The organism is Pseudarthrobacter sp. NPDC059871 (assembly GCF_042731175.1).
Classification (GTDB): Bacteria; Actinomycetota; Actinomycetes; order Actinomycetales; family Micrococcaceae; genus Arthrobacter.
The window spans coordinates 368,296-392,864 of record NZ_JBHWJV010000002.1 but is presented as its reverse complement, the minus strand read 5'-3'; the positions used below and the strand labels follow the sequence as shown (position 1 = coordinate 392,864).

At 67.4% G+C, this 24,569-nt stretch carries 24 protein-coding genes; 9 read left to right on the top strand and 15 right to left on the bottom strand.

Going from position 1 to position 24,569, the window contains the following annotated elements:
* Positions 1-6: 6 nt before the first annotated feature.
* Both ACFV4R_RS04610 and malQ read right to left on the bottom strand, forming a co-directional pair.
* On the bottom strand, positions 7-915 hold the full coding sequence (locus ACFV4R_RS04610) for an SDR family oxidoreductase (RefSeq protein ID WP_377201248.1): 909 nt from the start codon (positions 913-915) through the stop codon (positions 7-9).
* A gap of 20 nt (positions 916-935) precedes the next feature.
* Positions 936-3,128, bottom strand: coding sequence for a 4-alpha-glucanotransferase (malQ, locus tag ACFV4R_RS04605; protein ID WP_377201247.1), 2,193 nt, complete (start codon positions 3,126-3,128; stop codon positions 936-938).
* A gap of 359 nt (positions 3,129-3,487) precedes the next feature.
* Here malQ and ACFV4R_RS04600 point away from each other — a divergent pair, with 359 nt between their 5' ends.
* Both ACFV4R_RS04600 and ACFV4R_RS04595 read left to right on the top strand, forming a co-directional pair.
* Positions 3,488-4,534: an aldo/keto reductase gene (locus tag ACFV4R_RS04600; RefSeq protein WP_377201246.1), complete on the top strand. Its 1,047-nt coding sequence runs from the start codon at positions 3,488-3,490 to the stop codon at positions 4,532-4,534.
* Between the two features lie 226 nt (positions 4,535-4,760).
* Positions 4,761-5,060, top strand: coding sequence for a DUF3040 domain-containing protein (locus ACFV4R_RS04595; protein ID WP_377201245.1), 300 nt, complete (start codon positions 4,761-4,763; stop codon positions 5,058-5,060).
* A gap of 68 nt (positions 5,061-5,128) precedes the next feature.
* Here ACFV4R_RS04595 and ACFV4R_RS04590 read toward each other — a convergent pair whose 3' ends face one another.
* The 11 genes from ACFV4R_RS04590 to ACFV4R_RS04540 all read right to left on the bottom strand — a co-directional run bounded on the left by ACFV4R_RS04590 (position 5,129) and on the right by ACFV4R_RS04540 (position 15,256).
* A complete protein-coding gene (locus tag ACFV4R_RS04590; RefSeq protein WP_377201338.1) occupies positions 5,129-6,115 on the bottom strand; it encodes a DMT family transporter in 987 nt (328 codons plus the stop codon).
* A gap of 125 nt (positions 6,116-6,240) precedes the next feature.
* On the bottom strand, positions 6,241-6,939 hold the full coding sequence (locus tag ACFV4R_RS04585; protein WP_377201244.1) for a TetR/AcrR family transcriptional regulator: 699 nt from the start codon (positions 6,937-6,939) through the stop codon (positions 6,241-6,243).
* A gap of 65 nt (positions 6,940-7,004) precedes the next feature.
* Positions 7,005-7,592: a gluconokinase gene (locus ACFV4R_RS04580; RefSeq protein ID WP_377201243.1), complete on the bottom strand. Its 588-nt coding sequence runs from the start codon at positions 7,590-7,592 to the stop codon at positions 7,005-7,007.
* Complete coding sequence (locus ACFV4R_RS04575) at positions 7,589-8,695, bottom strand: L-idonate 5-dehydrogenase (protein ID WP_377201242.1); 1,107 nt, start codon at positions 8,693-8,695, stop codon at positions 7,589-7,591. The genes ACFV4R_RS04580 and ACFV4R_RS04575 overlap by 4 nt, the downstream gene beginning before the upstream one ends.
* Positions 8,695-9,465: an SDR family oxidoreductase gene (locus ACFV4R_RS04570; protein ID WP_377201241.1), complete on the bottom strand. Its 771-nt coding sequence runs from the start codon at positions 9,463-9,465 to the stop codon at positions 8,695-8,697. The genes ACFV4R_RS04575 and ACFV4R_RS04570 overlap by 1 nt, the downstream gene beginning before the upstream one ends.
* Positions 9,462-10,433 (bottom strand): 2-hydroxyacid dehydrogenase, encoded by a 972-nt coding sequence (locus tag ACFV4R_RS04565; RefSeq protein WP_377201240.1) that lies wholly within the window; start codon positions 10,431-10,433, stop codon positions 9,462-9,464. Before ACFV4R_RS04565 ends, ACFV4R_RS04570 begins: the two co-directional genes overlap by 4 nt.
* Before the next feature lie 73 nt (positions 10,434-10,506).
* Positions 10,507-11,262, bottom strand: coding sequence for an SDR family oxidoreductase (locus ACFV4R_RS04560; RefSeq protein ID WP_377201239.1), 756 nt, complete (start codon positions 11,260-11,262; stop codon positions 10,507-10,509).
* A gap of 82 nt (positions 11,263-11,344) precedes the next feature.
* On the bottom strand, positions 11,345-12,685 hold the full coding sequence (locus ACFV4R_RS04555) for an MFS transporter (protein ID WP_377201238.1): 1,341 nt from the start codon (positions 12,683-12,685) through the stop codon (positions 11,345-11,347).
* Between the two features lie 41 nt (positions 12,686-12,726).
* The gene (locus tag ACFV4R_RS04550) at positions 12,727-13,740 is read right to left on the bottom strand and encodes a biotin-dependent carboxyltransferase family protein (RefSeq protein ID WP_377201237.1); all 1,014 of its coding nucleotides are present in this window, start codon (positions 13,738-13,740) and stop codon (positions 12,727-12,729) included.
* Complete coding sequence (locus ACFV4R_RS04545) at positions 13,737-14,468, bottom strand: allophanate hydrolase subunit 1 (protein WP_377201236.1); 732 nt, start codon at positions 14,466-14,468, stop codon at positions 13,737-13,739. Before ACFV4R_RS04545 ends, ACFV4R_RS04550 begins: the two co-directional genes overlap by 4 nt.
* A gap of 2 nt (positions 14,469-14,470) precedes the next feature.
* On the bottom strand, positions 14,471-15,256 hold the full coding sequence (locus ACFV4R_RS04540) for a LamB/YcsF family protein (protein WP_377201235.1): 786 nt from the start codon (positions 15,254-15,256) through the stop codon (positions 14,471-14,473).
* Between the two features lie 400 nt (positions 15,257-15,656).
* On the opposite strand from ACFV4R_RS04540, the gene ACFV4R_RS04535 reads away from it, so the two are divergent.
* Both ACFV4R_RS04535 and ACFV4R_RS04530 read left to right on the top strand, forming a co-directional pair.
* Positions 15,657-16,610: a LysR substrate-binding domain-containing protein gene (locus ACFV4R_RS04535; protein ID WP_377201234.1), complete on the top strand. Its 954-nt coding sequence runs from the start codon at positions 15,657-15,659 to the stop codon at positions 16,608-16,610.
* 132 nt (positions 16,611-16,742) lie between these two features.
* Positions 16,743-16,985 (top strand): hypothetical protein, encoded by a 243-nt coding sequence (locus tag ACFV4R_RS04530; RefSeq protein WP_377201233.1) that lies wholly within the window; start codon positions 16,743-16,745, stop codon positions 16,983-16,985.
* A gap of 61 nt (positions 16,986-17,046) precedes the next feature.
* Here the strand turns inward: ACFV4R_RS04530 and ACFV4R_RS04525 are convergent, their stop codons facing one another.
* Both ACFV4R_RS04525 and ACFV4R_RS04520 read right to left on the bottom strand, forming a co-directional pair.
* Positions 17,047-17,742, bottom strand: a complete 696-nt coding sequence (locus ACFV4R_RS04525) for a 4-carboxy-4-hydroxy-2-oxoadipate aldolase/oxaloacetate decarboxylase (RefSeq protein WP_091717628.1) — start codon at positions 17,740-17,742, stop codon at positions 17,047-17,049.
* 63 nt (positions 17,743-17,805) lie between these two features.
* Complete coding sequence (locus ACFV4R_RS04520; protein WP_377201232.1) at positions 17,806-19,014, bottom strand: aspartate transaminase; 1,209 nt, start codon at positions 19,012-19,014, stop codon at positions 17,806-17,808.
* A gap of 318 nt (positions 19,015-19,332) precedes the next feature.
* On the opposite strand from ACFV4R_RS04520, the gene ACFV4R_RS04515 reads away from it, so the two are divergent.
* The 5 genes from ACFV4R_RS04515 to ACFV4R_RS04495 all read left to right on the top strand — a co-directional run bounded on the left by ACFV4R_RS04515 (position 19,333) and on the right by ACFV4R_RS04495 (position 24,510).
* Positions 19,333-19,881, top strand: a complete 549-nt coding sequence (locus ACFV4R_RS04515; protein WP_377201231.1) for a hypothetical protein — start codon at positions 19,333-19,335, stop codon at positions 19,879-19,881.
* A gap of 167 nt (positions 19,882-20,048) precedes the next feature.
* Positions 20,049-20,348, top strand: a complete 300-nt coding sequence (locus ACFV4R_RS04510) for a DUF4193 domain-containing protein (RefSeq protein ID WP_056082606.1) — start codon at positions 20,049-20,051, stop codon at positions 20,346-20,348.
* Positions 20,349-20,490: 142 nt separating this feature from the next.
* Positions 20,491-21,813, top strand: a complete 1,323-nt coding sequence (locus ACFV4R_RS04505) for a BNR-4 repeat-containing protein (protein ID WP_377201230.1) — start codon at positions 20,491-20,493, stop codon at positions 21,811-21,813.
* A gap of 94 nt (positions 21,814-21,907) precedes the next feature.
* Positions 21,908-22,813, top strand: coding sequence for a sugar phosphate isomerase/epimerase family protein (locus ACFV4R_RS04500; RefSeq protein WP_377201229.1), 906 nt, complete (start codon positions 21,908-21,910; stop codon positions 22,811-22,813).
* A complete protein-coding gene (locus ACFV4R_RS04495; protein ID WP_377201228.1) occupies positions 22,810-24,510 on the top strand; it encodes an acyltransferase in 1,701 nt (566 codons plus the stop codon). Before ACFV4R_RS04500 ends, ACFV4R_RS04495 begins: the two co-directional genes overlap by 4 nt.
* Positions 24,511-24,569: the final 59 nt, after the last annotated feature.

Genomic DNA, 24,569 nt, shown 5'->3' with positions numbered 1-24,569 from the left:
GCTGATTTACCTGTCGGCCGGATGGCCGAGGATGCCGAGCAGCCGCCGGATGGCATCCTCGGCCGTGGGCGGCGGGCCGAAGACGGCCCGCTGCCGGGTGGTATTGGCGACGTAGCGGCCGGTCTGGAACCAGTCCATCATGGACGCCATGTCCGGCACCGTCGGGTTCACCCGTCCCAGCACCACTCCGGCCGTCTTCAGCACCCTCAAGGGCACTGAGCGAACCCCTATCCTCGATCCGCTGAGCCGGCCCATCATGTCCGCCACGTCCTTCATACGGACCGGCCGGTCCCAGCCGATGTCGATCCGTTCCCCATCGACCCCCGGAGCATCCACGGCATCCGCCAGGTAACCGGCAAGGTCAGGGGTGAGCACAAAGGTCAGCGGAACGTTGGGCGAACCGAACCACATCAGCTTGCCCTTGGTCACGGGGTCACCGCCGAACCGAGTGACCTGGTCCAGGAAGGCACCCGGCCGCAGCGCAACGAACGGTACGCCGAGCCCCTCGAGCTTGTCCTCCATGAGCTTCTTGTGCCAGAAGTGCGGCACCTGCGGGGTTTCGTCGCAGGTCAGGATGCTGGTGAGGACAAAGCGCCGGATGCCTGCCCGGGCGGCCGCCTCGGCCAGGTTGGCGTTGCCCGTGGTGTCGGTTGCAGGGCTGTCTCCCTTGCGGTGCTTGGTGTACCCGGCAGCTGTGGTGATGACAGCGTCCGCCCCGGCCATGGCCTGATCCAGGGACCGGGGGTCCATCATGTCGCCCCGGGCAATCTGAACGCCCCGGGATTCCAGCTGCGATGCATCCGACCCCGGCCGCACCAGTGCCCGGACGTCCTTGCCCCGGTCCAGCAGCGCGGCGACCACCTGGCCGCCGAGCATGCCGGTACCGCCGACCACCAGTACTGGTTCGCCGTTCATCGCATTCTCCTCACCATTGACTAGCCGTGCAGGGCCTCCTCCACCGCCGCGAGCAGCGAATTGAACCGCGCGTTGGCGGGGAGGTCATCAAGGAAAACAGGTTTACCATCCGGACCGGCCAGCGGCACCTGCCAATTGGGGTAGAGCTCCTCGGTGGTTCCGGGCTGGTTCTGCACCCGCCGCTCCCCCACCGCATCCACCAGCGCCACGCCCAGCAGCACGGACGGCGTCTGGCTGAGCAGCAGGTGCAGTGCCTCGATGGTCTGCTCCTCCGTGTCACCCGCGGTGCCGGCTCCGGGCAGGTAGCCGCGTTCGCGGAGCAGCGCGAACATCTTTTCCAGGGACGCGTTGTGTTGGGCACGCTCCTCGGCCTCGGACCGTTCCAGCAGACCCAAGTGGCTGCGCAACGCCACGTGGTCCCCGGCCAGGTAACCGGCCGTGGGCGGAAGATCGTGGGTGTTGACGCTGGAAAGCGCCTGCGTACGGTACCTTTCAGGCGCAAGGGGAGAATCGCCGTCGTACTCAAACCAAAGAATGGATGTACCCAAGATGCCGCGCGCGGCAAGGTAGTCCCGCACCCACGGTTCGAAGGTGCCCAGGTCCTCGCCGATCACCACGGCCCCCGCCCGGTGCGCTTCCAGGGCCAGGATGCCGATCAGTGCCTCATGGTCGTACTTCACGTAGGCGCCGTCGCCGGGGGCGTTGCCGCTGGGGATCCACCACAGCCGGAACAGTCCCAGGATGTGGTCCACCCGGATGCCGCCGGCATGCCGCAGAACAGTGGCCAGCATGTTCCGGAACGGCTGGTAGCCCGCTTCGGCCAGCCGGACCGGATGCCACGGCGGCTGGCCCCAGTCCTGGCCCTGCTGGTTGTACATGTCCGGCGGCGCGCCAACACTCGTGGCGGGGGTGAGCACGCCCTTCAGCGTCCAGGCGTCCGCGCTGCTGTGGTCCACACCGACTGCGAGGTCGTGCACCACGCCCAGCCGCATCCCCGAACGCAGCGCTGCCTGCTGCGCGTTCTCCAGCTGTTCGTCGCAGATCCACTGCAGCCACCGGTGGAATCCAATCCGGTCCTCGAGCCTTCCCCGCAGCGCCTGCGCCTCCTGCGAATCCAGCGAGAATGCCGGGTCCGTCCACATGGGATCGTCCGGCGCAGCGTCCTCGCGGATGGCTGACCAGAGGGCGAAGTCGTCCAGACCGCTGCCCGAAATGCGGCAGAACTCATCGAACGCCGCCTGCCGGGACGGCGACCGACGCGTGTAGTACAGCAGCTCCAGCGCCTGCAGTTTCGCCGCGTAAACCGCATCCCGGTCCAGCCGCTCGGCGTCCTTATTAAGCCCTGCCACTTCCTCGCGCAGCTTCTCCAGCGCGCCGCGCTTCCGGGGGCGCAGGTAGGCAAGCTCCGGAATGGCCTCTATGCGGATATAGATCGGGTTGAAGAACCGCCGGGTGGACGGCGAATACGGTGAGGGCTGCACCGGCGGAACCGGTTCTGCGGCGTGCAAGGGGTTGACGAGGACGTAGTCGGCGCCGCGGGCTCCACTGAGTGCGGCGAGGTCGGCAAGGTCGGAGAAATCCCCGATCCCCCAGGAACGCTTCGAACGCACGGAGTAGAGCTGGGTGGCGAGCCCCCAGCCGCGCCGCTCCTCAAGGTCCCGGGCGGTGTCCAGCCGGCCCGGCGTCACCACGAGGGTTGCGGTGGCGGTGACGCTCCCGGCTTCCGCGTGCAGCGTGTGCCAGCCGAGCGGAAGGTCCTGCGGCAGGGCAAAGGTGGCCCGGCCCGTTGCCACGCCGTCCACGTCCTGCGGCTGCACCCACACGTCCTGCTGGGCCGCGTCCACGCTCCCGGCACCGCCTTCAAGGCTGATGCGGAGGCTCACCGGGGCGCCGTCGGGGATGTGGACAGGTACCTGGGCCGGCTCGCCCTGCTGGATGACGACGGCGGGAGGCAGCGTTCTGCGCCAGGGTGCCAGTTCCGCTTCGGCCAGCCCGGCCCGGATCTGTTCATCGGTGTGGGCCGGCACGCCCAAAGCGCCCAACACCTTCGTCAGGGTCTCCGGGGAAACTGCGTGCGGCAGCCCGTCCCAGCCCTGGAAGGAAGTGCCCACCCCATGGGCGTCCGCGAGCTGCTGCAGCAGGTGGGCATCCACGGCCGGTGGTTCCGCGGGCGCGTTCCGCCGTAATACGTGCTGCTGGTCTGATGCCGTCATGCGTGTCCGCCTCGTCTGGTGTGATGGGCCTGAACTTACGTGCTGCACGTTGCACCGGGCGTTTGCACCCCCGCGCACAACCGTTGGTTCAGATTATTGCAGTGCTGCCGCGGGACGAAACTGCGGACCGAAACCGGCCGGCCCGCCACAAAACGTCACGCCCGCTGCCGTGCGTTACTTCCCGCGTCGAAAAGAGAAGGAACAAGGCGGGATTCCGCCGGGTGGAAGTGAATCTGTGTAGCCTCGTGACGATCGGCGGCACGTTTCCATCACTCGACGACGCGCCGGCAACATGCAGGCAGCAGCAGGCATTCAGGCACATACGCAACTGGCACGCAGCCAACAGGAGGGAACCGGGGATGAGCCTCAGCGAACTGAGGGTGTTCGGACGTTCGGGCACCCCTATCAGCCAACTCACCCTTGGCACCATGAACTTCGGCGAAGGTACGGGTGGTCCGCACGGGGCCCCCACCGGCGCCGAAGAGAGCATCCGCATCATCCATTCCGCCCTCGACTCGGGCATCACCGCCATCGACACAGCGGACGTCTACTCCCAGGGCGAATCCGAGCAGGTGGTGGGGCGGGCCCTGCGGGGCCGGCGCGACGACGTTTTCCTGGCCACCAAGTTCCACGGCCAGATGAGCGCCAACCCGGCCCATTCCGGCAACTCCCGCCGCTGGATCACCCAGGCAGTAGAAGGCAGCCTCCGCAGGCTGCAGACGGACCGGATCGACCTGTACCAGGCGCACCGGCCGGACTACAACACTGATGTGCTGGAAACGATCACCACGCTCAACGACCTGATCCGGCAGGGCAAGATCCTGTATTACGGCACGTCGGTCTTCACACCGGCGCAGCTGGTGGAGGCCCAGTGGCTGGCCAACACCAACCACCTCATCCCCCCGCTGGGCAACCAGGTGCCGTATTCCATGCTGGTCCGCGGGAATGAACGCGACGTCCTTCCCATTGCCCAGCAATATGGGCTCGGCGTCCTGGCCTACGGCCCACTGGCGGGCGGCTGGCTCTCCGGAAGCTTCACCTTCGAAGCCGGTAAGGCCCCCACCCGGGTGCACTCGCTCCCGGGCCGATACGACATCTCAGGGCCCGCCAGCGAGCGCAAGCTCCATGCCGCGGATGCGCTGGCCCGGCTGGCGGACAAGCTGGAACTTTCGCTGGTGGACCTGTCCATCGGGTTCGCCCTGACCCACCCGGCCATCAGCAGCGTGATCATCGGACCCCGCAACGAGGAACATCTTCAGGCCTACCTCGGCGCGGCGGATGTCCGGCTCAGCGAGCCGGTCCTGGACGCCATCGATGACCTGGTGCCGCCGGGCACCAACTTCGTGGAGCGGGACGCCGGCGCCATCGTTCCGTCCATCGAGTTCGCGGAATTGCGACGACGGTAGGCGGCTTTCCAAGGTAGCGCCCGGGGTGCGCCGGCCGCGCAGGCCGCGGCCCCGCCGTCGTGCGCCGGCTGAAAATCCCGGCTTAAAAAGGGTGGGCCGGTACCCCTTCCTGGCAGGGCGCATGCCCGGGATCGTGCTGCGGGACAACGCGAACCCTTGACTCGATGGTGGAACGCTCTTAGCGTCATAAGCGATACCCGCGTCTCATGGAATTCAGGGGCATCCGATGCCAATGTCCGAAGAGGAGCGGAGGCTGCTCAAGGAGCTGGAGCTCGGACTGATCGCCGACGATCCCCACCTGGCCATGGAGCTGCTCTCCGGTTACCCGTCCCGCCGTATTCCGCCGGGCCTCGTGCCCGGCTGCCTGGTGTGCGTGCTCGCGTTCACGATCGTCGCCGCAGGCATTGGCAGCCAGGAGCTGGCCGCCGTGGTGGTGGGCGCTATGCTGCTGGTCCTGGGTGGCTGCCTGCTGCTGAACCGCCCCGCCACCGGGCGCGGTCCGCAGCGTGGGAGGGCTACGGGCTGAAGTACCCGCGGCCGGGCTGCCGGCTGACGTCCTTGTGGCGGTCAACGGCGGCCGTTCCCGCTACGGGGTTACCGGCTGATGTCCCGGTGGCCGACCTTTGCCGGCTGAGCCCCTGCGGCCTCCGGCGCTGACCGTGTGCCGTCCGCGGGCGCGGCGGGCTGCGGGGAGCGCTGGGTCCGCGGCGTCAGGATGAAGAGGCTGCCCAGGACGACGGCGGCGCCAAGCCAGCCAAGTGCCGGGAGCCGCTCGCCCACTACCAGGACGGCAAGGACCGCTGCCACTACCGTTTCCAGCAGCGAGATGCTGGTGGCCGTGCTGGCCCGGACCCGCGCCAGGCCCCAGCCGAACAGGATGTAGCCGGCAAACATCGGGACCAGAGCCATGTAGGCGCCTACCGAGAAGTTGGTCCAGGAGTCGAGCAGCGGCGCACCGGTGACGGCCAGGACGGGCATCAGCAGCAGCCCGCCCAGCCCGAAGATGCTGCCCATTGCCGCCCGGGACGGGATGCCACCGCCGATCAGTCGGTGCGCCGCCCACGAGTAGAGGGCATACGTGCCGCCGGCCAGCAGCCCCAGGAGGATTCCAGCGGTATAGCCCCAGGCCCCGGCGGCGTCTGTACCGGCTTCCGTACCAGTGGTGGTCGCGGGACTGTGGCCGGCGAACGAGAGCAGCGCCGCTCCGCCCACGCCAAGGAACGCACCAATGATCCAGCGCCGGGTCAGCGGCTTCCGGTCGGTGAACCGTTCGATCAGGGCTGCCGCAACGGGCGCCGATCCGATGGAAACCACAGTTCCCACGGCCACTCCGGACAGGTGCATGGAACTGTAGAACGCCAGGGGGTATACGGCCACGGCCGCCGCTCCCATGGCCACGAGCCGCCACCGCCGCAGGATGCCGGACCGCTGCCTCCTGATGGCCCGGGCCGCGAACAGCGCCTGGAGCAGGCCGCCCACCCCCATGGCTACGGCGCCGATGGCCAGCGGGCTCACCCCCGGCGCGAGGGTGGAGGCGGTCCCCGTGGTGCCCCACAGGATGGAAGCCGCCACGACGAACAGGGCACCCCAGAACGGCGCGTTGCCGGGCCCGGCATGCACGGCGACGACTGAAGCGGGGCTGTCTGTCCCTGGGACATCTGTCCACGGGCTCACGGTTGCACCGTTTTCTGTCCGGCGACTGCCTGTCACAGTCCTGCCAGCATCTGTTGGGCAATGCGCTTGGCCTGCTGGAGGTTGGCGTCGTCGCCTTCGAGGCCGGCCCTCGCCATGGCGCCTTCGAGGAGGAAGGAGAGGTGCTGCGCGAGCCCGGCACTACGTTCGGCCTCGTTCGGTGAGGCCGCAGTCGCGGGACGACCGGCCAGATGCGCAGCCAGATGCGTGGACAGCAGGTGTTCCACCTCTTCCTTGTGCTGCCGCACCGCCAGCCTCCCGGGATGGCCGGCGGGCAGTTCGGCCGCCGCATTCAGCAGGCCGCAGCCGCGGAAGCCGTGCTCGTAAGCGACGTTGGCGTGGTCCAGGTAGGCGTCGAAGACGGCGAGGACCCGTTCAGCAGGGGTGGCGGCAACTGCCACCCGGGCGCCGTACAGGTCCAGCCATTCCTCATGGCGCGCCTCGAGGTAGGCGGCCACCAAATCGGCTTTGGACGCGAAATTGTTGTAGAGGCTTTTCTTCGCGACCCCGGCCGCGGTGGTGATGGTGTCAATCCCCGTGGCGCCCACGCCCTGGGCATAGAACAGCCGGGCGGCGGCTTCAAGCAGCAGTTGCCGCGCCGGCCGACGGGCGGGCAGCGTTGCAGCGGACGCAGGATCAGCAGCAGGCAGCGGCCCAGCGGACGAAGCAGTGGGTAGGGCTGCGGCAGAGGGAACTGATGCGTCGGCGGGCATGGGGCGACTCCTTGGTAGGTAGACCAGTCTACCTACCAAGGAGACTTAAGACCAGACCAGGCCAGCTATGCCGCGGCGGCGCCCGCCCGCGACCGCAGGTCAAGCACGACGGAGTCCACGAGAGCTCCGGGTTCCAGGGCGATATCGCCGATGATGTGCGCCTCATCAGGCTCTAAGGCTTCGAGGGTAGCCAGCTGGGACTCGAGCAGCGTGCGGGGCATGAACTCATGGGCCCGCGCGTCCATCCGTGCGGCGATGGTTTCCGGACTGCCGGAGAGGTGCACGAAAACGACGTCCGGCGCGGCGGCCCGCAGAAGGTCCCGGTAGCTGCGCTTAAGCGCTGAACAGGCGACGATGGGCGCAACCGGCGTGCCGCCGTCGTAGTTTCCCGCGATCCCCGCGCCATGCCCTGCAGCATCCCGCGCTGCCAGATCCTGCCCCGCGAGCAACTGTCCGATGCGGGCGAGCCAGGGCTCCCTGTCGGCGTCGGTGAGCGGGATGCCCGCGGCCATCTTCTCCTTGTTGGCGGCGGGGTGGTAGTCATCGCCGTCAAGGAAGGGAACACCGAGGCGCCCGGCCAGCAGGGCGCCTACGGTCGACTTGCCGCACCCGGACACGCCCATCACCACCAGCGGCGGGACCTGGGTGGTCACTGCCCGCCTGCTGCCTGCGCGGAACCGCCGCCGTTGAAGCTCAGCAGGACCTTGCCGGAGCTGGTGGAGTCCTTGGCAACCTCGAACGCGTGCAGGGCATCGGACAGCGGGAACTCGTGGGTGATGACAGGCTCGATGTGCAGGCTGCCATCGGCGAGCGCGGCGATGACCTCATCGATCTCGTCGTTGAAGCGGAACGAGCCCTTCAAATCCAGCTCGCGGGTGATGGCCAGTGAGATGGGGACTGGCTGCATGCCGGTGGGCAGCAGCCCCACCATCACCACTGTGCCGCCGCGGACGGCGCCGCGGATGGCCGAGGCGAGGCCGTGGTGGTTGCCGGAGGATTCGATCACCACATCCGCTTCGACGGCCTCAATGGCCGCCGTGTCCGCGGCGTTGATGACCTGGTCCGCGCCTGCGGCGGTGGCGATCTCCAGCGGTTTGGGGTGCAGGTCCACCGCGGTGATGTATGCGGCGCCGGCACGCTTGAGCACGGCGACGGCCAGCGCGCCGATGGGTCCGGAGCCGATCACCAGGGCGGTCTTGCCGCGGACATCTCCCGCCCTGGACACTGCGTGCCAGGCGACGGATGCGGGTTCGATCAAGGCTGCCGTGCGCAGGTCGATACCCTCGGGCAGGGGCCGCAGCATCCGCACGGGAAGGTTGACGTAGCGGCTGAACGCGCCGTCCGTGTGCGGGTGGCGGGCCGCACTGCCCAGGTAGGTGCAGCCGGGCGAGAGGTTGGGCCGGTCAGCAGGGTACTTCGCCGCGCCGGGTCCGGGGGTGGCGGGGTGGACGGCGACGGCGGTCCCCGCCTGCGGTCCCTCGCCGTTGGCCGCGGCGCGGACCACCACACCGGAGATCTCGTGGCCCAGGACCAGCGGGTCCTTCAGGATGGACTCCCCCGCGGCGCCGTGCAGCCAGTAGTGCAGGTCCGAGCCGCAGATGCCGCCGTACAGCACCTCCACCACTGCCTGGTCGTCGGCCGGATCGGCCAGCGGGACGTCATCGATGCGCAGGTCCCCCGCGGCGTGGGCCACCAGGGCCGGGCCGGAGACGGGCAGCTTTTCAGTCACTGTGTCCTGGAAAGTGTTCCCTGGCATCAGACCACCACCGTCATTCCACCGTCGATGAAGATTGTTTGGCCGTTCACGAAGTCGGAGCCGCTGGAGGCAAGCCAGACCACCGGCCCTGCGAGGTCCTGCGGGGTGCCCCAGCGGTGGGCCGGGGTGCGGCCCAGGATCCAGGAGTTGAACGGCTCATCGTCCACCAGATTCTGCGTCATCTCCGTGTGGATGTAGCCGGGGGCGATGCCGTTGATCTGCAGTCCGGAGGCGGCCCACTCGGCCGTCATGGCACGGGTCAGGTTCCGCAGCCCGCCCTTCGCGGCGACGTACGGGGCGATGGTGGGGCGGGCCAGGTCCGTCTGGACGGAGCAGATGTTAATGATCTTGCCGCGGCCGCGCGGGATCATGTGACGCGCTGCTTCCCGTCCCACCAGGAACGCGCTGGTGAGGTCCGTGGAGATCACCCGTTCCCAGTCGGCCACGTCCAGGTCCAGCATGGGCACGCGGTGCTGGATGCCGGCGTTGTTGACCAGGATGTCCAGCGGGCCGACGTTCTCCTCGATCCAGGCGATGCTGCGGGCGGCGGCGTCGCCGTCGGTGACGTCGAAGGCGATGCTGGTGATGCGTCCGGGCGGGAAGTCGGCGGCGAGCGCCGTTTCGGCTTCCTTGAGCCGCTCCGGGTTGACGCCGTTGAGCACCACGGTGGCGCCGGCGTCGGCCAGTGCACGGGCGAGCGATGATCCGATCCCCCGGCTGGATCCGGTGACCAGGGCAACGCGGCCGGTCAGATCGAACAGAGCGCTCATGCGGGCAGTCCCTGCTGGGAAGAAGCCTGCTGGAATGGGCCCTGCTGGACCAGGTTCGCCGGGGTCTCGCCGGCGGCGAGTGCTTCGAGCTGGCGCTTCAGGAGCTTGAGGATCCTGGGCTCGAACGCGGAGGCGTTGCCGCCCACGTGCGGGGTGATGAGGGCGTTGTCCGTGGACCAGAGGGGATGGCCCTTTGGCAGCGGCTCGGGGTCCACCACATCCAGGGCGCACTGCAGCCGGCCGGAAACAACCTCGGCGGTGAGCGCGTCGGTGTCGATGACCGGGCCGCGGCCCACGTTGACCACCAGGGCGCCGTCGGGCAGGGCGACGAGGATCTGGGCATTGACCAGGTGGTGGGTGTGGTCGTTCAGCGGGAGGACCGATACCAGGATGTCGTGCTCCCGGGCGAGGGTTTCCAGGTCAGCGGAGGAATGGACCCGGCCGTGCTCATCCGTGCGGGCCGTGCTGCCCACGCGCGTGACGGTGACCTCGAAGGGTTCCAGCCGGCGGGCCAGTTCCTGGCCGATGCCGCCGATGCCCAGCAGCAGGACGCGCCGGTCCGCGAGGGACTGGCGGCGCTGCGGTGCCCAGTTTTCGGTCTGCTGGTCGCGGACGGCCTGGTCGATGCCGCGCAGCTTGGCGAGGATGAGGCCCACTGCCAGTTCCGCTGTGGCAGCGGCGTGCACGCCCGAGGCGTTTGCCACCGCGGCGCCCGGCCCTGCTGCCTCGCGGACGCCGTCGAACCCGGTGGACTGGGTCTGCACGAACTTCAGGTCCTGTACCTTGTCCAGGTTCCCCAGGACGGCCCCGGCGTTGATGTACGGAAGGATGACGCCGTCAATGCTGCCGTGGGCCGCGTCGGGTTCGCCCTGCATGTCCCACACCACGCCCCTGAGTCCTTCGGGAAGCGGGGAAAGGTCAGCCAGGAGCTGGGGTTCGGGGAAACTGACGGTACGTATCAACTGCATCGGTGCGGCCTATCGGGTTGGCGGGCTGGATATTCGGCTGCCCGGGTCCCGGGCAGTGCGGAGTGGCTGTTCGTCAGTCCTCGCGGCGGTCAAAGGTGAGGCCGCCGGGAACCTGGAACGTGGGCATGAGTTCAAGCATGCCAACATTCACGTGGCGCGGGGTTTCGATGGCGTAATCAAGCGCATTGACAATGTCGTCGGTGGTCAGCGACTCGTAACCCTCGTAGTACGTCTTCCAGGCTTCTTCCATGGCTTCGGGGCTGCCGCCCATGTTCCGGCCGAAGATCTCGGTTTCCACGCGGCCGGGGCAGATTTCGGTGACCCGGATGCGCTTGCCCACGGTGTCGTTGCGGAGCTGGCGGGAAACCTGGTGCACGGCGGCCTTGGTGGCGTGGTAGACCGTGTGACCGTAGAAGTTGTAGGTTCCGGCGATCGAGCTGATGTTGACGATGTGGCCCAGGTCGCGCTCCACCATGCCCGGCAGGACCAGCCGGGTCAGCTGCAGCAGCCCGCGGAGGTTGACGTCCACCAGTTCATCGATGTCCTCTTCGGAGGAGTCCAGGATGTTGCCCGGTCGGGAGACGCCGGCGCAGTTGACCAGGACGTCCACGTTCAGGTCGCGGACGACGGCGGCCAGCGCTGCGGTGTCGGTCAGGTCCACCACGTGCGGGACTGCTCCCGTCCGGTCCGCCAGTTCAGCGAGGCGTTCTTCGTTGCGGGCCACGGCGTGGACGGTGAGGCCGCGCTTGGTGAGGCGTTCGGTGATGGCGGCGCCCATGCCGGTGGAAGCTCCGGTGACGAAGGCGGTGGTGTAGTCAGAAAAAGACATGTGGTTCTCCAGGTGTGGGGAATGGGAGTGCTCCTGCGCCCGGCAGCGGGGCCGGACGCAGGAGCCTGTGGATCGGGGGTGCTTAGGCGTCCCGCAGCGGTTCGTGGGCACGGTCCTTGACGGTGCTGACCGCTGCGAGGGTGCCCAGCGCCGTGATGACGGCGTAGAAGGCAGGCATGTAGATGTTGTTGGTTTCCGCAATCAGCCAGGTCATCAGCAGCGGAGCGGTTCCACCGAAGAGTGCCGAGGAGATGTTGTAGCCCACGCCGTAGGCGGAGTAGCGGACACGGGTGGGGAACAGTTCCACGAGCAGGATGTGGATGACTGCCGTGTGGCCCGCGAAGACGACGGCCATGATGCAGGCGCCGAGGATGGCCAGGCCCATCTGGCCGGTGGCGATCAGGGCGTAGGACGGGATGCCCAGGACGGCCATGGCGATAGCCGAACCGGCGATGACCTTCTTGCGGCCCAAACGGTCGGAGAGGGCGCCCATGAACGGGATGGCGATGCAGATGACCACCAGGCTGCAGGCGGTGACCAGCAGTGCTTCACCAATGGTGAAGTTCAGCTGCTTGCCCTTCAGGAACGTGGGCATGTATGAGAACAGGACGTAGTAGCCGGAACCGTTCATCAGCGGAATGAACAGCGCCAGGAGCATTGCGCGGCGGTGCACCGGGCTGGCCAGGGCTTCCTTGAGCGGATTCTTGGAAAGGCCGCCCTCTTCCTTCAGCTTCTGGAAGTTGGGGGTGTCGCTGATCGCCTTGCGGATGTACCAGCCAATGATGCCCATGGGGATGGCCACCAGGAACGGAATACGCCATGCGAAGGAACCGAAGCCGCCGCCTTCGATCGCTGCCTGGGTGAGCCACGGGGACATGGAGAAGGCAACCAGGGTACCGGTCAGCAGGGCTGCGAAGGAGGCGATCTGGGCGTAGGAGGTGATCACGCCGCGCTTGCCTTCAGGGGCGTGCTCCGCGAGGAAGGTCATGGCGCCGGCAGCTTCGCCGCCCACGGAGAATCCCTGGACCAGGCGGAGCAGGACCAACAGGATGGGTGCGGCAATTCCGATGGCCGCGTACGGCGGCAGCAGGCCAATGCCGGCAGTGGCAACGCTGATCAGCATGATGACAAAGACCAGCAGTTTCTGCCTGCCGATCCGGTCACCCAGGTAGCCGCAGACGATGGCGCCAAGGGGCCGGACGAAGAAGGACACCGCATAGCCGGCGAACACGAACAACAGGGCGTTGTCCGGATTGCCCGGGGCCAGGAAGACCAAAGCCAGGGTGCCGGCCATGAAGGCAAAAATGCCGTTGTCATACAGCTCCACGAAGATGCCCACGCATCCGGCGGTGACAACCTTGCGTGTCTGCTTCGCAGTCAGACGGTCATGCTGCGGTGCTACCGCATTCGTTGATGTTGACATCTTGTTTTCCTTTGTGGGTTTGGGAAAAGCATTCACGGGATTCAGCTTCCTGACGCTGGGCTGAGTTCGTGCCAGCGCTCGCCGGCTCCGATGCCGAGGAGTCCGAAGACCGTTTGGATGGTGCTCCGCAGCCTGTCCAGTTCCAGGCAGGCTGCCCTGTGGGTGGCCGTTGCATCAGCAACGGTTGTCTTTCGAAAGGTGATGGTGTGTCCGGGCCTGGCCTGCGCCAGGGCGTCCAGGGAGCGGCTCGTGACCACTGCCAGGACCGGATAGCCCGCCGTCACGCCGCGTCCCCGGTGCAGGACCAGCAGTTCCTCCCGGGACGGGACCTCAATGGCCCCCACCGGGACGCCGCGGGACAGTACTTCGGAGGTGAGCTGGCGTTCGGGCAATGCGCCGCCGAGCCGGAGGCCAATGTGGTTGCTCCTGGGGCTGACGGTGTACTGCGAGGTAAAAAGCAGGTCTGCGGTGTCGCCGAACTCCGCCACGTCCGGACCATCGGTGACGTCGATGACCGGGTGGGTGGTGAAGTCCGGTTTGGTCAGGCCCAGCCGGAACAAGGGCAGTCCGTAATGCGGCTGGGTAATGGGGGCGGTGGTCTTTTGCGTGGCGAGTTCGGTTCCCTCAATAAGCTTGAGGCCAAAGCCCACCACCGTGTCCGGGGCGCAGCTGCCCAGCAGGGTGGGCACCGTGAACGATCCGTGGACGGCGAGGTAGGCCCGGAGCCCGGTACGGATTCCACGGACTGCCACTGTTTCGCCGGCCCGGACGGAGACCGGCTCCCACTGCGGGCAGTCGCGGCCGCCCACGGTGAGGTCCAGCGGTGCGCCGGTGACGGCGATCAGCAGATCCGTGGTGGCACGCATCCGGAAATCCAGTGCGGTGAGTTCCAGCAGCGGTTCGTTGTCCGTGTTCCCGGCCAGGATGTTGGCGGCCTTGGCCGAGAACTGGTCCAGGGCGCCGTTGACCGGGAGGCCAAAACCGGGGCCTCTGGTGCGGCCGAGGTCGGTGACCACGGAGTGTCCGGGCTGCAGGATGACGAGGGATCCGGTCATGGCCGCGCCTCCAGGAACTGGCCGGCGAGGCTGTCGAAGTCCGCTTCCGGGATGGCGTGGAAGCGCAGTTCGTCGCCCGGAACGTAGGGCACCAGCGGTTCGCGGGTGGCGTCAAGGACAGTCAGCGGCGTCTGGCCGATGACGCACCAGCCACCGGGTGCCGTGGCCGGGGCGATCACTGCCTGGCGTCCGGCCACGGAGACTGCCCCGGCGGGGACGGAAAGCCGCGGGTCTTTGAGCCTGGGGACGGGGAACGGGAAGTCCGGTCCGTCCATCATGGGAGAGCCGGCCGGCGCTCCCAGGCAGCGGATGACGTAGGTCTTTTCGGTGTGCCGGGCAATGACGTCAGCGGCGTCCAGGCCCTGCTGTGCAGCCACGCGCTCCAGGTCCGGACCGTAGCTGCCGCCGTACACCACCGGCACTTCGAAGCGGCGGGGCTCGCGGACGGTGGCGCCGGTGAAGTCCAGCTGGCGCATGGCGAGGAGCACGAATGCCCGCACCTGCCGCGCTGAGGTGACGTAAGGATCGAATTCCACCAGCACCGAATCGTAGGTGGGCACGGCGCCGTGGACGCCGTCCACGCCTGCCGTTGCCAGCCAGCCTGCCAGGGAGTGGACGGTGGCCCAGTCGGCTTCTACATTGCCGGAGGTTGCCACTACCCGGAGGGCGGCGTCACCCGACTCGTGGATTTCCAGTGCAGCGGGGGCGGCGATGGTTGGGGCCGGCATGGTCAGGAAACCTTCTGCTTCGCGGCGAGCACCTGCGCCAGCGGGGCTACGGTAACACTGGCGGCGATCAGTTCGCTGCGGATCAGGCGGGCCAGTTCGACGGCGCCGGGGTTGTCCCCGTGCAGCAGGATGGTGTCTGCCTGGATGGCGAGCTCCCTGCCGGACGCGGTCGTGATCAGGCCTTCGCAGACCATCCGGACGGTCCGTTCGACAATGACTGCGGGATCGTGGATGACGGCGCCGGGCTGGCTGCGGGGAACCAGGGTGCCGTCCTCCTGGTAGGCGCGGTCTGCGATGCCCACGATGGCAACCGGCAGGCCGCGGTCAGCTGCTGCGGTGGCCAGTTCGCCGTCCTGGGCGAGCACGATCAGGCGGGGGTCCACGCGGGCCGCGGCGTCGGCCACGGCCTCTGCGTAGTCGGCGCGGGTGGCTACGAGGTTGCCGAGGCGCCCGTGCGGTGCCAGGTGGGAGACGGATCCGCCGTGGTAGGCGGCAAAGGCCGTGAGGGCGCCGAGCTGGTACACGACGTCGTTGCGGACCTCGTCCGCGGTGAGGTCCATGGCGCGGCGGCCGAAGCCGCGGAGGTCCGGGAAGCTCGGGTGGGCACCGATGCCCACTCCCTTGCGGACGCATTCAGCAACGGTGGCATCCATGATGTCCGGATCGCCGGCATGGAATCCGCAGGCGATGTTGGCGCTGGACACGATATCCAGGAGGGCCTTGTCGTCGCCGATCGAGTAGGCACCAAAACCTTCACCAAGATCCGCTACGAGATCAACTGTGGGCATTGCGGGCCTTCCTCTGCTGCATGTTTGGGGATGTAAAAAAGTGTGGCACCGGAGACTTGACTCACACAAAGACGTAATCGGTGTCACGGGATAGGGGACGGTTATGACCCCCGCTTGCGGCCTTCCTGCCGACACCTGGAAATGTACTTAGGGCGTGTTTCGGAAATGTAAAAGCAATGCGGCCAAATGACGCCTCTGCGGTTTATGCAAAATGCATATGCCGTCATCGGAAGCCGCTATGACCGGAGCGGGGATAGAATGTTCTGGTCATTGGGAAGTCATCTGCAATTAACCTATGCCTGAGGCCGGGATCACACAAAGACGTAATGCCTGTCCCGCCATAGCGCCAACGTATGACCCCCTGCAGCACTGTGCCGTCCCCGCCGGAAAGAGAAACGCTATGGACACCCGCAAGCTGGCGTACTTCGTGAAGATCGTCGACTCCGGCAGCATCACCAAGGCAGCCGCCGCCCTCCATGTCGCCCAGCCGGCCCTGAGCCAGCAGGTATCCTCCCTGGAAACCGAACTGAAGCAGCGGCTCCTGATCCGGAGCAAGCAGGGCGTGGAGCCCACCGCCGCGGGCCACACCCTCTACCGCCACTCGCAGACCATCCTGAGGCTGGTGGAGCAGGCACGGCTGGATGTGGCAGCATCCGGCGCTGCGCCGTCGGGCCGGGTTTCCATCGCCATCGCTCCCTACAGCATGGCGTCCAGCCTGACGCCGCGGATCATCAGCGAAGTGAACCGGCGCTACCCGGACATCGTGCTGCACCTGACCGAAATCTACGGCGGCGTACTGAGCGAGGCCATCAAGAACGGCCGGCTGGACATGGCACTGATTTATGAGCCCGGACCCATCCGGGGCGTGCAGTTCACCACCCTGATCGTCGAGGACCTGTACCTGATCGTCAACGCCGGCCGCGAGCTCCCGGTGGGGCCGGAGGCGGACACCATCACCCTGGAGCAGGCGGCTACGTTGGGCCTCTTCCTGCCGGAGCAGATCCACACCCTGAGGCAGGTGGTGCAGGCCGGCATCGAGGGCAAGGGGCTCGCGCTCCGGCTGGTGGGCGAGGTGGAATCGGTCCCGTCCCTCACCCGGCTGCTGCGCAGCGACCTGGGGGCCACCATCTTGCCGAAGTCGGCCGCGGACGCCCTGTTCCATGAGGAGGACTTCCGGGTCCTGCGGATCGTGGAGCCGGCACTGCAGTGCAAGATCGCCCTGTGCACCCCGGACCATGAGCCGCTGTCCGAGGCCGGGTCCGCGGTGCTGCTGGTCCTGAAGGAAATGCTGCAGGAAATGCTCCGCAGCAAATACCCGCCGATTTCCGCCGAAAAGCCTGCTGCCGCGAATTAGCCATCATAAGACGGCCTTATCAGGTCACGCTCCATTAGTCTTATCCATGGAATTAGGGGCGGCCTAGGATAAAAGCCATAAGGGTTCGCCAACGGCGTTTACCCGGCACAAATGATTCCTTGGAGCCCAGCCATGAAAAAGATCACCAGCCTGCAATACCGCAAGTCCTCGGACCGAAGGATCCAGCTCAAGGCGGGCACCGGCTCGCATTGCCCCACCAACGGTTTCTGGCGGCCTGAGGACGGGCCGGCGTCGGACCCTGTTTTTGTCTTTGAGGGAAGCATGATGCCGCCGGGCAAGCGCGGCTCCACCATGTGGTACCTGGATGACAGCCAGGTTGGTCCGCCGGCGCACCTCCTCCCCGGCATGAACTGAACGTTTCACCACAGCAGAAGGGCCCGGAGTTCCGAACGGAACCCCGGGCCCTGCTTTGTGCCTACAGCGCGGGTTCGAGTTCGGCGTCCTCCACCAGCAGGCCCTTGGCCTTGAGGACGTCCGTGAGCTTGCACAGCTCGATGGTGGTGCCGCCTTCCTTGTAGAGGCGGATGAGTTCGTCCTCGGCGTCAACGCGTGCCTGGGACAGTGCGATGACTTCCTCGATCTCGTCCTTCCGGACCACCACGACGCCGTCGGCGTCGCCCAGCAGGACATCGCCGGGGTAGACGATTTCGTCGCCGAAGACCAGCGGGTGGTTGATGGGGCCGATGGTTTCCTTGACGGTGCCCTTGATGCAGACGCTGCCGGAGAACACCGGCAGGCCGAGCTCGATCAGGTCCTTGGTGTCGCGCACGCCGGAATCGGTGACCATGGCGGCTACGCCCTTGGCCTTCATGGCATTGCCCAGCACGTCGCCGAAGGTTCCGGCTTCTTCGAACTCACCGGCCGCCACCAGCACAACGTCGCCCTTCCGGGCGTAGTGGATGGCCACCTGCAGCATGAGGTTGTCCCGCGGCGCGCACACCACGGTGACGGCCGGGCCGCAGAAGGACATGCTGCGGTCGATCGGCTTGATCTTCGAGCTCAGCGCACCCTTGCGCCCCTGGGCTTCGTGGACTGTGGCGGAGGAGAACTTGGACAGGCGTTCGATGGCGTCCTCGGACGGCTTGTCGAACTTGGTCTTAACGTGGATCACGGGTTGGCTCCTGGAGGGGCTTGTAGGGAAGGTGTAGCAGCGGGCAGGTACGGACCGCAGGGCTCAGGAGAGCGCCAGGACCGCTTTTTCGATGGCAGCGATGGATTCCTCGATCACGGGCAGTCCCGTGGCGTAGGAGATCCGGAAGTAGGGGCCCACACCGTAGGCCGAGCCCTGGATGACGGCCACGGAGGCGGCGTCCAGGAGATAGAGGGTGAAGTCCTCGTCGTTGGCGATCAGTTTCCCGTCCGGCGTGGTCTTGCCAATGACCCCGCCGCAGTTGACGTATGCGTAGAAGGCGCCTTCCGGCGTCGCGCAGTTGAGGCCTTCGATGGCGTTGAGCCCGGCAACTGCCGCATCCCGGCGTTCGCGGTACACGGCCACACTTTCGCGGACGAAGGCCTGGTCACCGGTGAGCGCCGCGGCGGCGGCCGCCTGGCTGACGGACGACGGGCAGGAGGACATCTGGGACTGGAGCTTGTTGATGGCTGCCACCAGGGGCGCCGGTCCGCCGGCGTAGCCGAGCCGCCATCCGGTCATCGCGTAGGCCTTGGAGACACCGTTGGTGACAAGCACCCGGTCCTTGAGTTCCGGCGCCACGGCAACGAGGCTGGTGATCGGCTCGGCGCCGAAGTGGATTTCGTCGTAGATCTCGTCGGTGAGGACATGGACGGCGGGGTGCTCCTTGAGGACGGCGGCCAGGCCGGCAAGTTCGTCACGGGAGTAGACGGCCCCGGTGGGGTTGGACGGCGTGTTGAGGATGACCCACTTGGTGCGGTCCGTGAGTGCGGCCGCAAGCACCTCCGGGGTCAGCTTGAAGCCGGTGTCCTCGGAGCAGGGGACAATCACCGGGGTACCCTCATTGGCGAGCACCATGTCCGGGTAGGACACCCAGTAGGGGGCCGGAATGACCACCTCGTCACCTGCATCCAGGGTGGCCATGAAGGCGGTGAAGATGACCTGCTTGCCGCCGCCGCCGATGGTAATCTCGCCGGCCGTGTACTGCTGCCCGGTCTTGCGCTCGAGCGTCTGCAGGATGGCCTGCTGGAGTTCCGGCGTTCCGGTGACAGAGGTGTATTTGGTTTCGCCGCGGCCAATGGCGGCGATGGCGGCGTCCTTGATGTGCTGGGGGGTATCGAAATCCGGTTCACCCACCGTCAGGTCCAGGATCCGCCGGCCCTCGGCCTTGAGCTCCCGGACGCGGGCCGCTGCGGCCACACTCGGTGAGGATTTGATTCGGGTGACGCGTGACGCTGGCACGAATTCAGGCATGTTCTCTTCCGGGGCCTTCCAGTGCGGTCGGAGTGTGATTCATTCGAGCGTAGGGAACGATGCCCACGCTTGGATAAGACCTAAAGTGCGTGGACAGATAAGCGCCCCTTATGACACCCCACCCAGAAGAATCCGCTATAGCACCACGCCAAATAGGTATTCCCCGCCCGGCAGCGGGGCCGCGTAGCGTGGCAGGCTGGACATCCTTCCCGCGCTCGGCGCATGGCGCACGACGGCGGCGCCCGGCTTTCCGCCGTCCGCCCGGGTGGTCCTCCGATACTTTCGTCCCAGGAGCCTTTTGGCAGCAAGGAGCCGGCCGTGTCCGCCCACCATGCCTTCCGTCCAACCGCCGCGGCCACGCACTCCGGCGGGTCCCCGCGTGGCGCGTACCGGTACCGGGGAACACCACAGCCGGACCCTGCCGCCGCCAGGATTGGCGAGATCCGGGACCTCCTGGAGGAGCAACGGCGGATGATTTCCCTCCGGTCCAGCCGGCTGCGGGCCCTGTTTTCCGAACTCAACGAACGCGTGGCCCAGGCCGTCTGCGACGGCGTGAAGGTCACCACCATCGCACGGGCTGCGGGCGTGCCGGTCACCGTAGTCCGCGGCATCGGGCTGGGCCGGGACGGGCTGTATCCCTCGGGCCTGCCGGCCGAGGACCAGCTGCGCACCATTGCCGGGATCGCGGACGAGGTGTCCGCTGTCGAAGCGGCGCGTGCCGCCGTCGAACGCCACCGCGTCCAGGTGCTGGCGGACGCGAGGAAGCAGCGCCTGCTGGACGATTACCAGCTCGCCTCGGCGAGCGGCCTGAAGCACGACGAAATCCGCAAGATGACCAGGGGCGTGAACACCCGGCCGGAGGGCTGACCGGCTGCGCCCGGTACCCGGGGCGGACGGGAATATTGTGACCCCGGCCCGGCGTTGTTGCCCTGTTCGGAAGAATCTGTCCAGAAGAATCAGTCGGGAACAATCCCGTCGGAAGAACCTGTACAAGTGATTCCGGACTTCAACAGCCAGAGAGGAGAACGCATTAAATGGCAGTTGATTACGATGCTCCACGGGTAACGCCGGAAGACGAACCAAACGTTGCCATCGAGGAGCTGAAGGCCGACAAGCCGGGACGCCGGGAGGCCGCTCCCGATGTGGACGAGACGGACCTTGCGGACAGCTTCGAGCTCCCCGGAGCCGATCTGTCCCACGAGGAACTGCAGGTCCAGGTGGTCCCGGTCCAGGCGGATGAGTTCACCTGCATGTCCTGCTTCCTGGTCCATCACCGCAGCCAGCTTGCACGGGAAAAGGACGGGAAGAAGTACTGCAGGGAATGCGAGTCCTGACGGACCGTGCGGAGGCGGCTGACCGCCGCTTCCGCCTTGACCGGGTGGGCTGCTCATAGCGGAAAGCCCTTTCCAAGCCGGTCACGTCCTGATTGAATGAAGCACGCCACGCTTTCTTCAATCACACAGAACGGCTTTCACAGTGCGCATCAATGACAACGGGGCTTGGTGCTGGTTCCAGGACGAACGCGCCCTCATCGATCCGTCCAACAACACCCTGCTGGTGGGTTCCGTCGCCGCTCCGGAAGGACCCGGTGGCGCCGGGCGCGGCGGCAACATCGAGGTGGCAGTGCTTGACCCCGCCACGGGGCACAGCCAGGTCCACGTGCTGCACGAACGGCTGGAATCCGATGACCACAACGCCCCGGCGCTGCTGATCCGGCCGGACGGCAGGTACGTGGCCATGTACGCCCGGCACAAGACGGACAACTACTCCCGCTGGCGGGTATCCGTCCGGCCGCATGACGCCTCCGAGTGGGAGCCTGAGAAGGTCTTCGACTGGACCGAACTGGCCGAGGGCCGCGGCGCCACCTACTCCAACCTGCACCGGCTGGACGCCGAATCCCGCGTATACAACTTTGTCCGCGCCATCAACGACGACCCCACCATGCTGGTGTCCGAAGACGACGGCAGCACCTGGCGCTACGGCGGCAAGCTCTTTACCCGCCCCAAGGTGGGCTACGTCAACGGCTACACCCGCTACTGGGGCAACGGCCTGGACCGCATCGACCTCATCACCACTGACCACCACCCCCGCGACTTCAATAACAGCATCTACCACGGCTTCATCCGGGACGATGCCCTGCACGACACCGAAGGCCGGGTGGTCAGCAAGCCGCTTCTGGGCTCCGGGGGCGTTAACCAGGACACCCTCACCACAGTCTTCCGGGCCGGCACCGAGATTGACGGCGACGTCCTCACCCATGCCTGGACAGCAGACCTGCGGGGGCAGGGCAACCAGCTGGCGGCCATCATCAGCTGCCGGGCCAACGACGTCAATGGCACGCTCCAGCGGCAGCAACAGCTCGACGTCGACGACCACCGGCTGCTGTACGCGCGCTTCGACGGAACGGAGTGGGCCCTGAACCCGCTGGCCGTGGCCGGCCCGGGCCTGCTCCCCCATGAGCAGGACTACACCGGACTGGGCGCCGTTGACCCTAACAACCTGGACCAGGTCTACATTTCCACGCCGGTCCACCCCGGCACCGGCGCAGCCACGGACCACTACGAGATCTACCGGGGACAGACAGCCGACGGAGGCGCCAGCTGGAGCTGGAGCGCGGTGACCGAAGACTCCCGCTCCGACAACCTCCGCCCCCTGGTGGTTCCCGGCGATCCCTCCGTCCACGCCGTGCTGTGGTTCCGCGGCAGCATGGCCTCTTCCCAGGCGTACACCGCCGAGGTAGTGGGACAGGTGGGCAGCCCGGAAGAGAGCTGGCGGACGGCCACGCGGCCGTCCCGCTGACCGAGTGTGATCGAACCGCCACTGATCGGTTGACCGTTCAGGAGAGCCTGCAAAGAATGGTTGAAACGATATTCCTTACAGACCGGGGAGACCCTTGCACTACCTTCCAGAGGGCCGCCCGGTCCTGACAGTTTCCACCCTGGGCGCCCCCGGCGAGGGGCTCGGCACCGTGCTGGGCTGGCTGGCCGAGCACGGCGTTTCAGGCGTTGAACTGCGGCTGGCGCCGGGCCAGATCGCAGCACCGGCGATGACCCGGCAGGACCGTGCCTGCCTCCGCTCGGAGGTGGCGGACTCTGGCGTGGCCATCACGGGGCTGGCCAGCTACATCCGGATGGCGGACCCGGCGCCGGACGAACTCGTGGTGGGAGCCCTCGAAGCCGCGCTGTTCCTGGCCGCGGACCTCGGAGCGCCCACAGTCAGGGTTTTTCCCGGCGCCCCCACGGAGCCCGCCGACTACCAGCAGGTGCCCGTGACGGCGACGGCCCGGCACGAGGTCAACGCCCTCGCCGCCTGCCGACTCACCGCCGTCGGCCGCCTTGCCGACGAACTGGACGTGTTCCCGGCGCTGGAAACCCACGACTCCCACCCCCGCGGAGAAGACATTGCCGCCATCCTGGACCAGGTGGAGGGAAGGGTGGGCGCCGTGTGGGACCTGATGCACCCCTGGCGTGTGGGCGAAAGCCTTGAGGATACGTGGAACATCCTGGCGCCCTGGCTCACCAACGGCCTGGGCAGCGTCCAGGTCAAGGACGCCGGGCTGCCGGAGAGCCGGACCCCGGTGCCGATCGGGGACGGGAACCTCCCGGTGGACGGTTTCGCGCAGCTCCTCAGGGACCGCGGCTACACCGGGCTGCTGTGCCTGGAATGGGAGAAGGCATGGCACCCCGATGCTGTCCGGCTGGACGCCGCCATCGGGTCAACCAAGGCCTGGTACCTGCGCCACTGGCCGGACAGCCAGCAACCCGTTTCAGGCCAAAATACCGTTGTGGAGACACCGTGAACGCCCAGCCAGACCTCAATTTCGACTACTCCCCCTGGACCTTCCGGGACAATGCCTCCACCGCGCAGCGTGAGGCGCAGCTGGAACGGCAGCGGGCCCTGGCCGGCAAGGGCGGCATCACCATCGGCGAAGGGGCCTACGTTTCGGCGCTGGCCATGGTGGACCCTGACAGCCTGGCCTTGGGGGACGAATCGCTCATCGCCGCCCACGCGTACCTCACCGGGGACCTGCGGATCGGCAGCAACTGCACTGTCAACGCCTTCACCGTGGTGCGCGGCACCGTCAGCATGGGCGACGGCGTCCGCATCGGCGCGCACACCTCCATCCTTGGGTTCAACCACTCCATGGAGCCGTCCGCGCCGGTGTTCCGGCAGCCACTCACCAGCAAGGGCATCGTCTTCGGCGACGACGTCTGGATCGGTTCCAACGCGGTGGTGCTCGACGGCGTCACGGTGGGTTCCCACGCGGTCCTCGCCGCCGGTGCCGTGGTCACCAAGGACGTGCCCGACTGGGCGGTGGTGGGCGGCAATCCCGCACGGTTTATCCGCGACAGGAGGACCCCGCGCAAGCCTGCCGGCAGCGGCGATGGGGTCCTGCGGGAACGGCTGGCGTCCTTCGCCGGAACGGCCCGCGCTGATGCCCCCGGGATCATCGCCCGCTCGTGGCAGCAGGAGGCGTCAGGCACCGGCGGCTTCGGAGAGGGCCGCTACGTGGACCGTCCGGGTGCGGCGGCAACGGTCCGGGCCCACTGCGACGCGGTCGAAATCGCCGATCTCCTCCTCCGCACCACTCCCCCGCAACTCAGCAGGGACGCACACGCGGACCGGCTCCGGTCCCTGCAGGATCCGCGGACAGGCCTGGTGCCCGAGTACGGCCCGGACGGGCTGCCGGACGCCGGCGAGCTGGCTTTCGGGCACGGGGCGGCCACGTATCATGTGCTCTCCGTGGGGTACGCCCTCGACCTGCTGGGAAGCGGATTCAAGCACCCCATCCACGCGGTGGCCGGGACCGGGCCTGCCGATTTGGCAAACCGGCTGAACGCGCTGCCGTGGCGGAAGGAAGCCTGGGAGTCCGGAGCCTGGGTAGATGCCTGGGGAACTGCGGAGTATTGGAACCTGGCCCACGCAGCGGACGCCAACCCCGGGAGCACCGGCACCCTGGAAGCCCTGTTCGGCTGGCTCCTGACCCGGGTCAACAGCGCTGCGGGAACCTGGGGAACCCCTTCGGCCGATACCCGCCTCAAGGTGGTCAACGGCTACTACCGGCTCACCCGCGGCACCTTCGCCCAGTTCGGCCTGCCGGTCCCCCACCCGGAACAACTGATCGACACCGTCCTGGAGCATGGGGCTGATCCCCGGTACTTCGCGGACGGCCGGCAGAACGCCTGCAACGTGCTGGACGTCGTCCATCCGCTCTGGCTCGCACGGAAACAGGTGGCGCACCGGGAGGCGGACATCCGGGCCTGGGCCGCAACCCAACTGGACCACGCCCTGGGCCAGTGGCAGCCAGGGCAGGGCATGGCCTTCAGCGCGGCGCCCGAAAGCGGCCAGCAGAACCTCCCTGGCCTGCAGGGCACCGAAATGTGGCTCAGCATCATCTGGTACCTGGCGGACCTGCTGGGACACTCGGAAGCCCTGGGCTACCGCCCCCGCGGCGTGCACCGGCCGGAGCCGGCCTTCCTGCTCCCCACGCTGTAGCCGGGCCGCGCGCCGGCAGGGGGCTGTTCATTGATTGAAAAACCTGGCTGACGCGCGGC

Coding starts and splice junctions, on each gene's coding strand:
- ACFV4R_RS04535 (WP_377201234.1), top strand. CDS start 15,657: ATGGACACCCGCAAGCTGGCGTACTTCGTGAAGATCGTCGACTCCGGC.
- ACFV4R_RS04530 (WP_377201233.1), top strand. CDS start 16,743: ATGAAAAAGATCACCAGCCTGCAATACCGCAAGTCCTCGGACCGAAGG.
- ACFV4R_RS04540 (WP_377201235.1), bottom strand. CDS start 15,256: ATGCCCACAGTTGATCTCGTAGCGGATCTTGGTGAAGGTTTTGGTGCC.
- ACFV4R_RS04570 (WP_377201241.1), bottom strand. CDS start 9,465: ATGAGCGCTCTGTTCGATCTGACCGGCCGCGTTGCCCTGGTCACCGGA.
- ACFV4R_RS04610 (WP_377201248.1), bottom strand. CDS start 915: ATGAACGGCGAACCAGTACTGGTGGTCGGCGGTACCGGCATGCTCGGC.
- ACFV4R_RS04520 (WP_377201232.1), bottom strand. CDS start 19,014: ATGCCTGAATTCGTGCCAGCGTCACGCGTCACCCGAATCAAATCCTCA.
- ACFV4R_RS04510 (WP_056082606.1), top strand. CDS start 20,049: ATGGCAGTTGATTACGATGCTCCACGGGTAACGCCGGAAGACGAACCA.
- ACFV4R_RS04560 (WP_377201239.1), bottom strand. CDS start 11,262: ATGTCTTTTTCTGACTACACCACCGCCTTCGTCACCGGAGCTTCCACC.
- ACFV4R_RS04550 (WP_377201237.1), bottom strand. CDS start 13,740: ATGACCGGATCCCTCGTCATCCTGCAGCCCGGACACTCCGTGGTCACC.
- ACFV4R_RS04600 (WP_377201246.1), top strand. CDS start 3,488: ATGAGCCTCAGCGAACTGAGGGTGTTCGGACGTTCGGGCACCCCTATC.
- ACFV4R_RS04585 (WP_377201244.1), bottom strand. CDS start 6,939: ATGCCCGCCGACGCATCAGTTCCCTCTGCCGCAGCCCTACCCACTGCT.
- ACFV4R_RS04595 (WP_377201245.1), top strand. CDS start 4,761: ATGCCAATGTCCGAAGAGGAGCGGAGGCTGCTCAAGGAGCTGGAGCTC.
- ACFV4R_RS04545 (WP_377201236.1), bottom strand. CDS start 14,468: ATGCCGGCCCCAACCATCGCCGCCCCCGCTGCACTGGAAATCCACGAG.
- malQ (WP_377201247.1), bottom strand. CDS start 3,128: ATGACGGCATCAGACCAGCAGCACGTATTACGGCGGAACGCGCCCGCG.
- ACFV4R_RS04575 (WP_377201242.1), bottom strand. CDS start 8,695: ATGCCAGGGAACACTTTCCAGGACACAGTGACTGAAAAGCTGCCCGTC.
- ACFV4R_RS04555 (WP_377201238.1), bottom strand. CDS start 12,685: ATGTCAACATCAACGAATGCGGTAGCACCGCAGCATGACCGTCTGACT.
- ACFV4R_RS04565 (WP_377201240.1), bottom strand. CDS start 10,433: ATGCAGTTGATACGTACCGTCAGTTTCCCCGAACCCCAGCTCCTGGCT.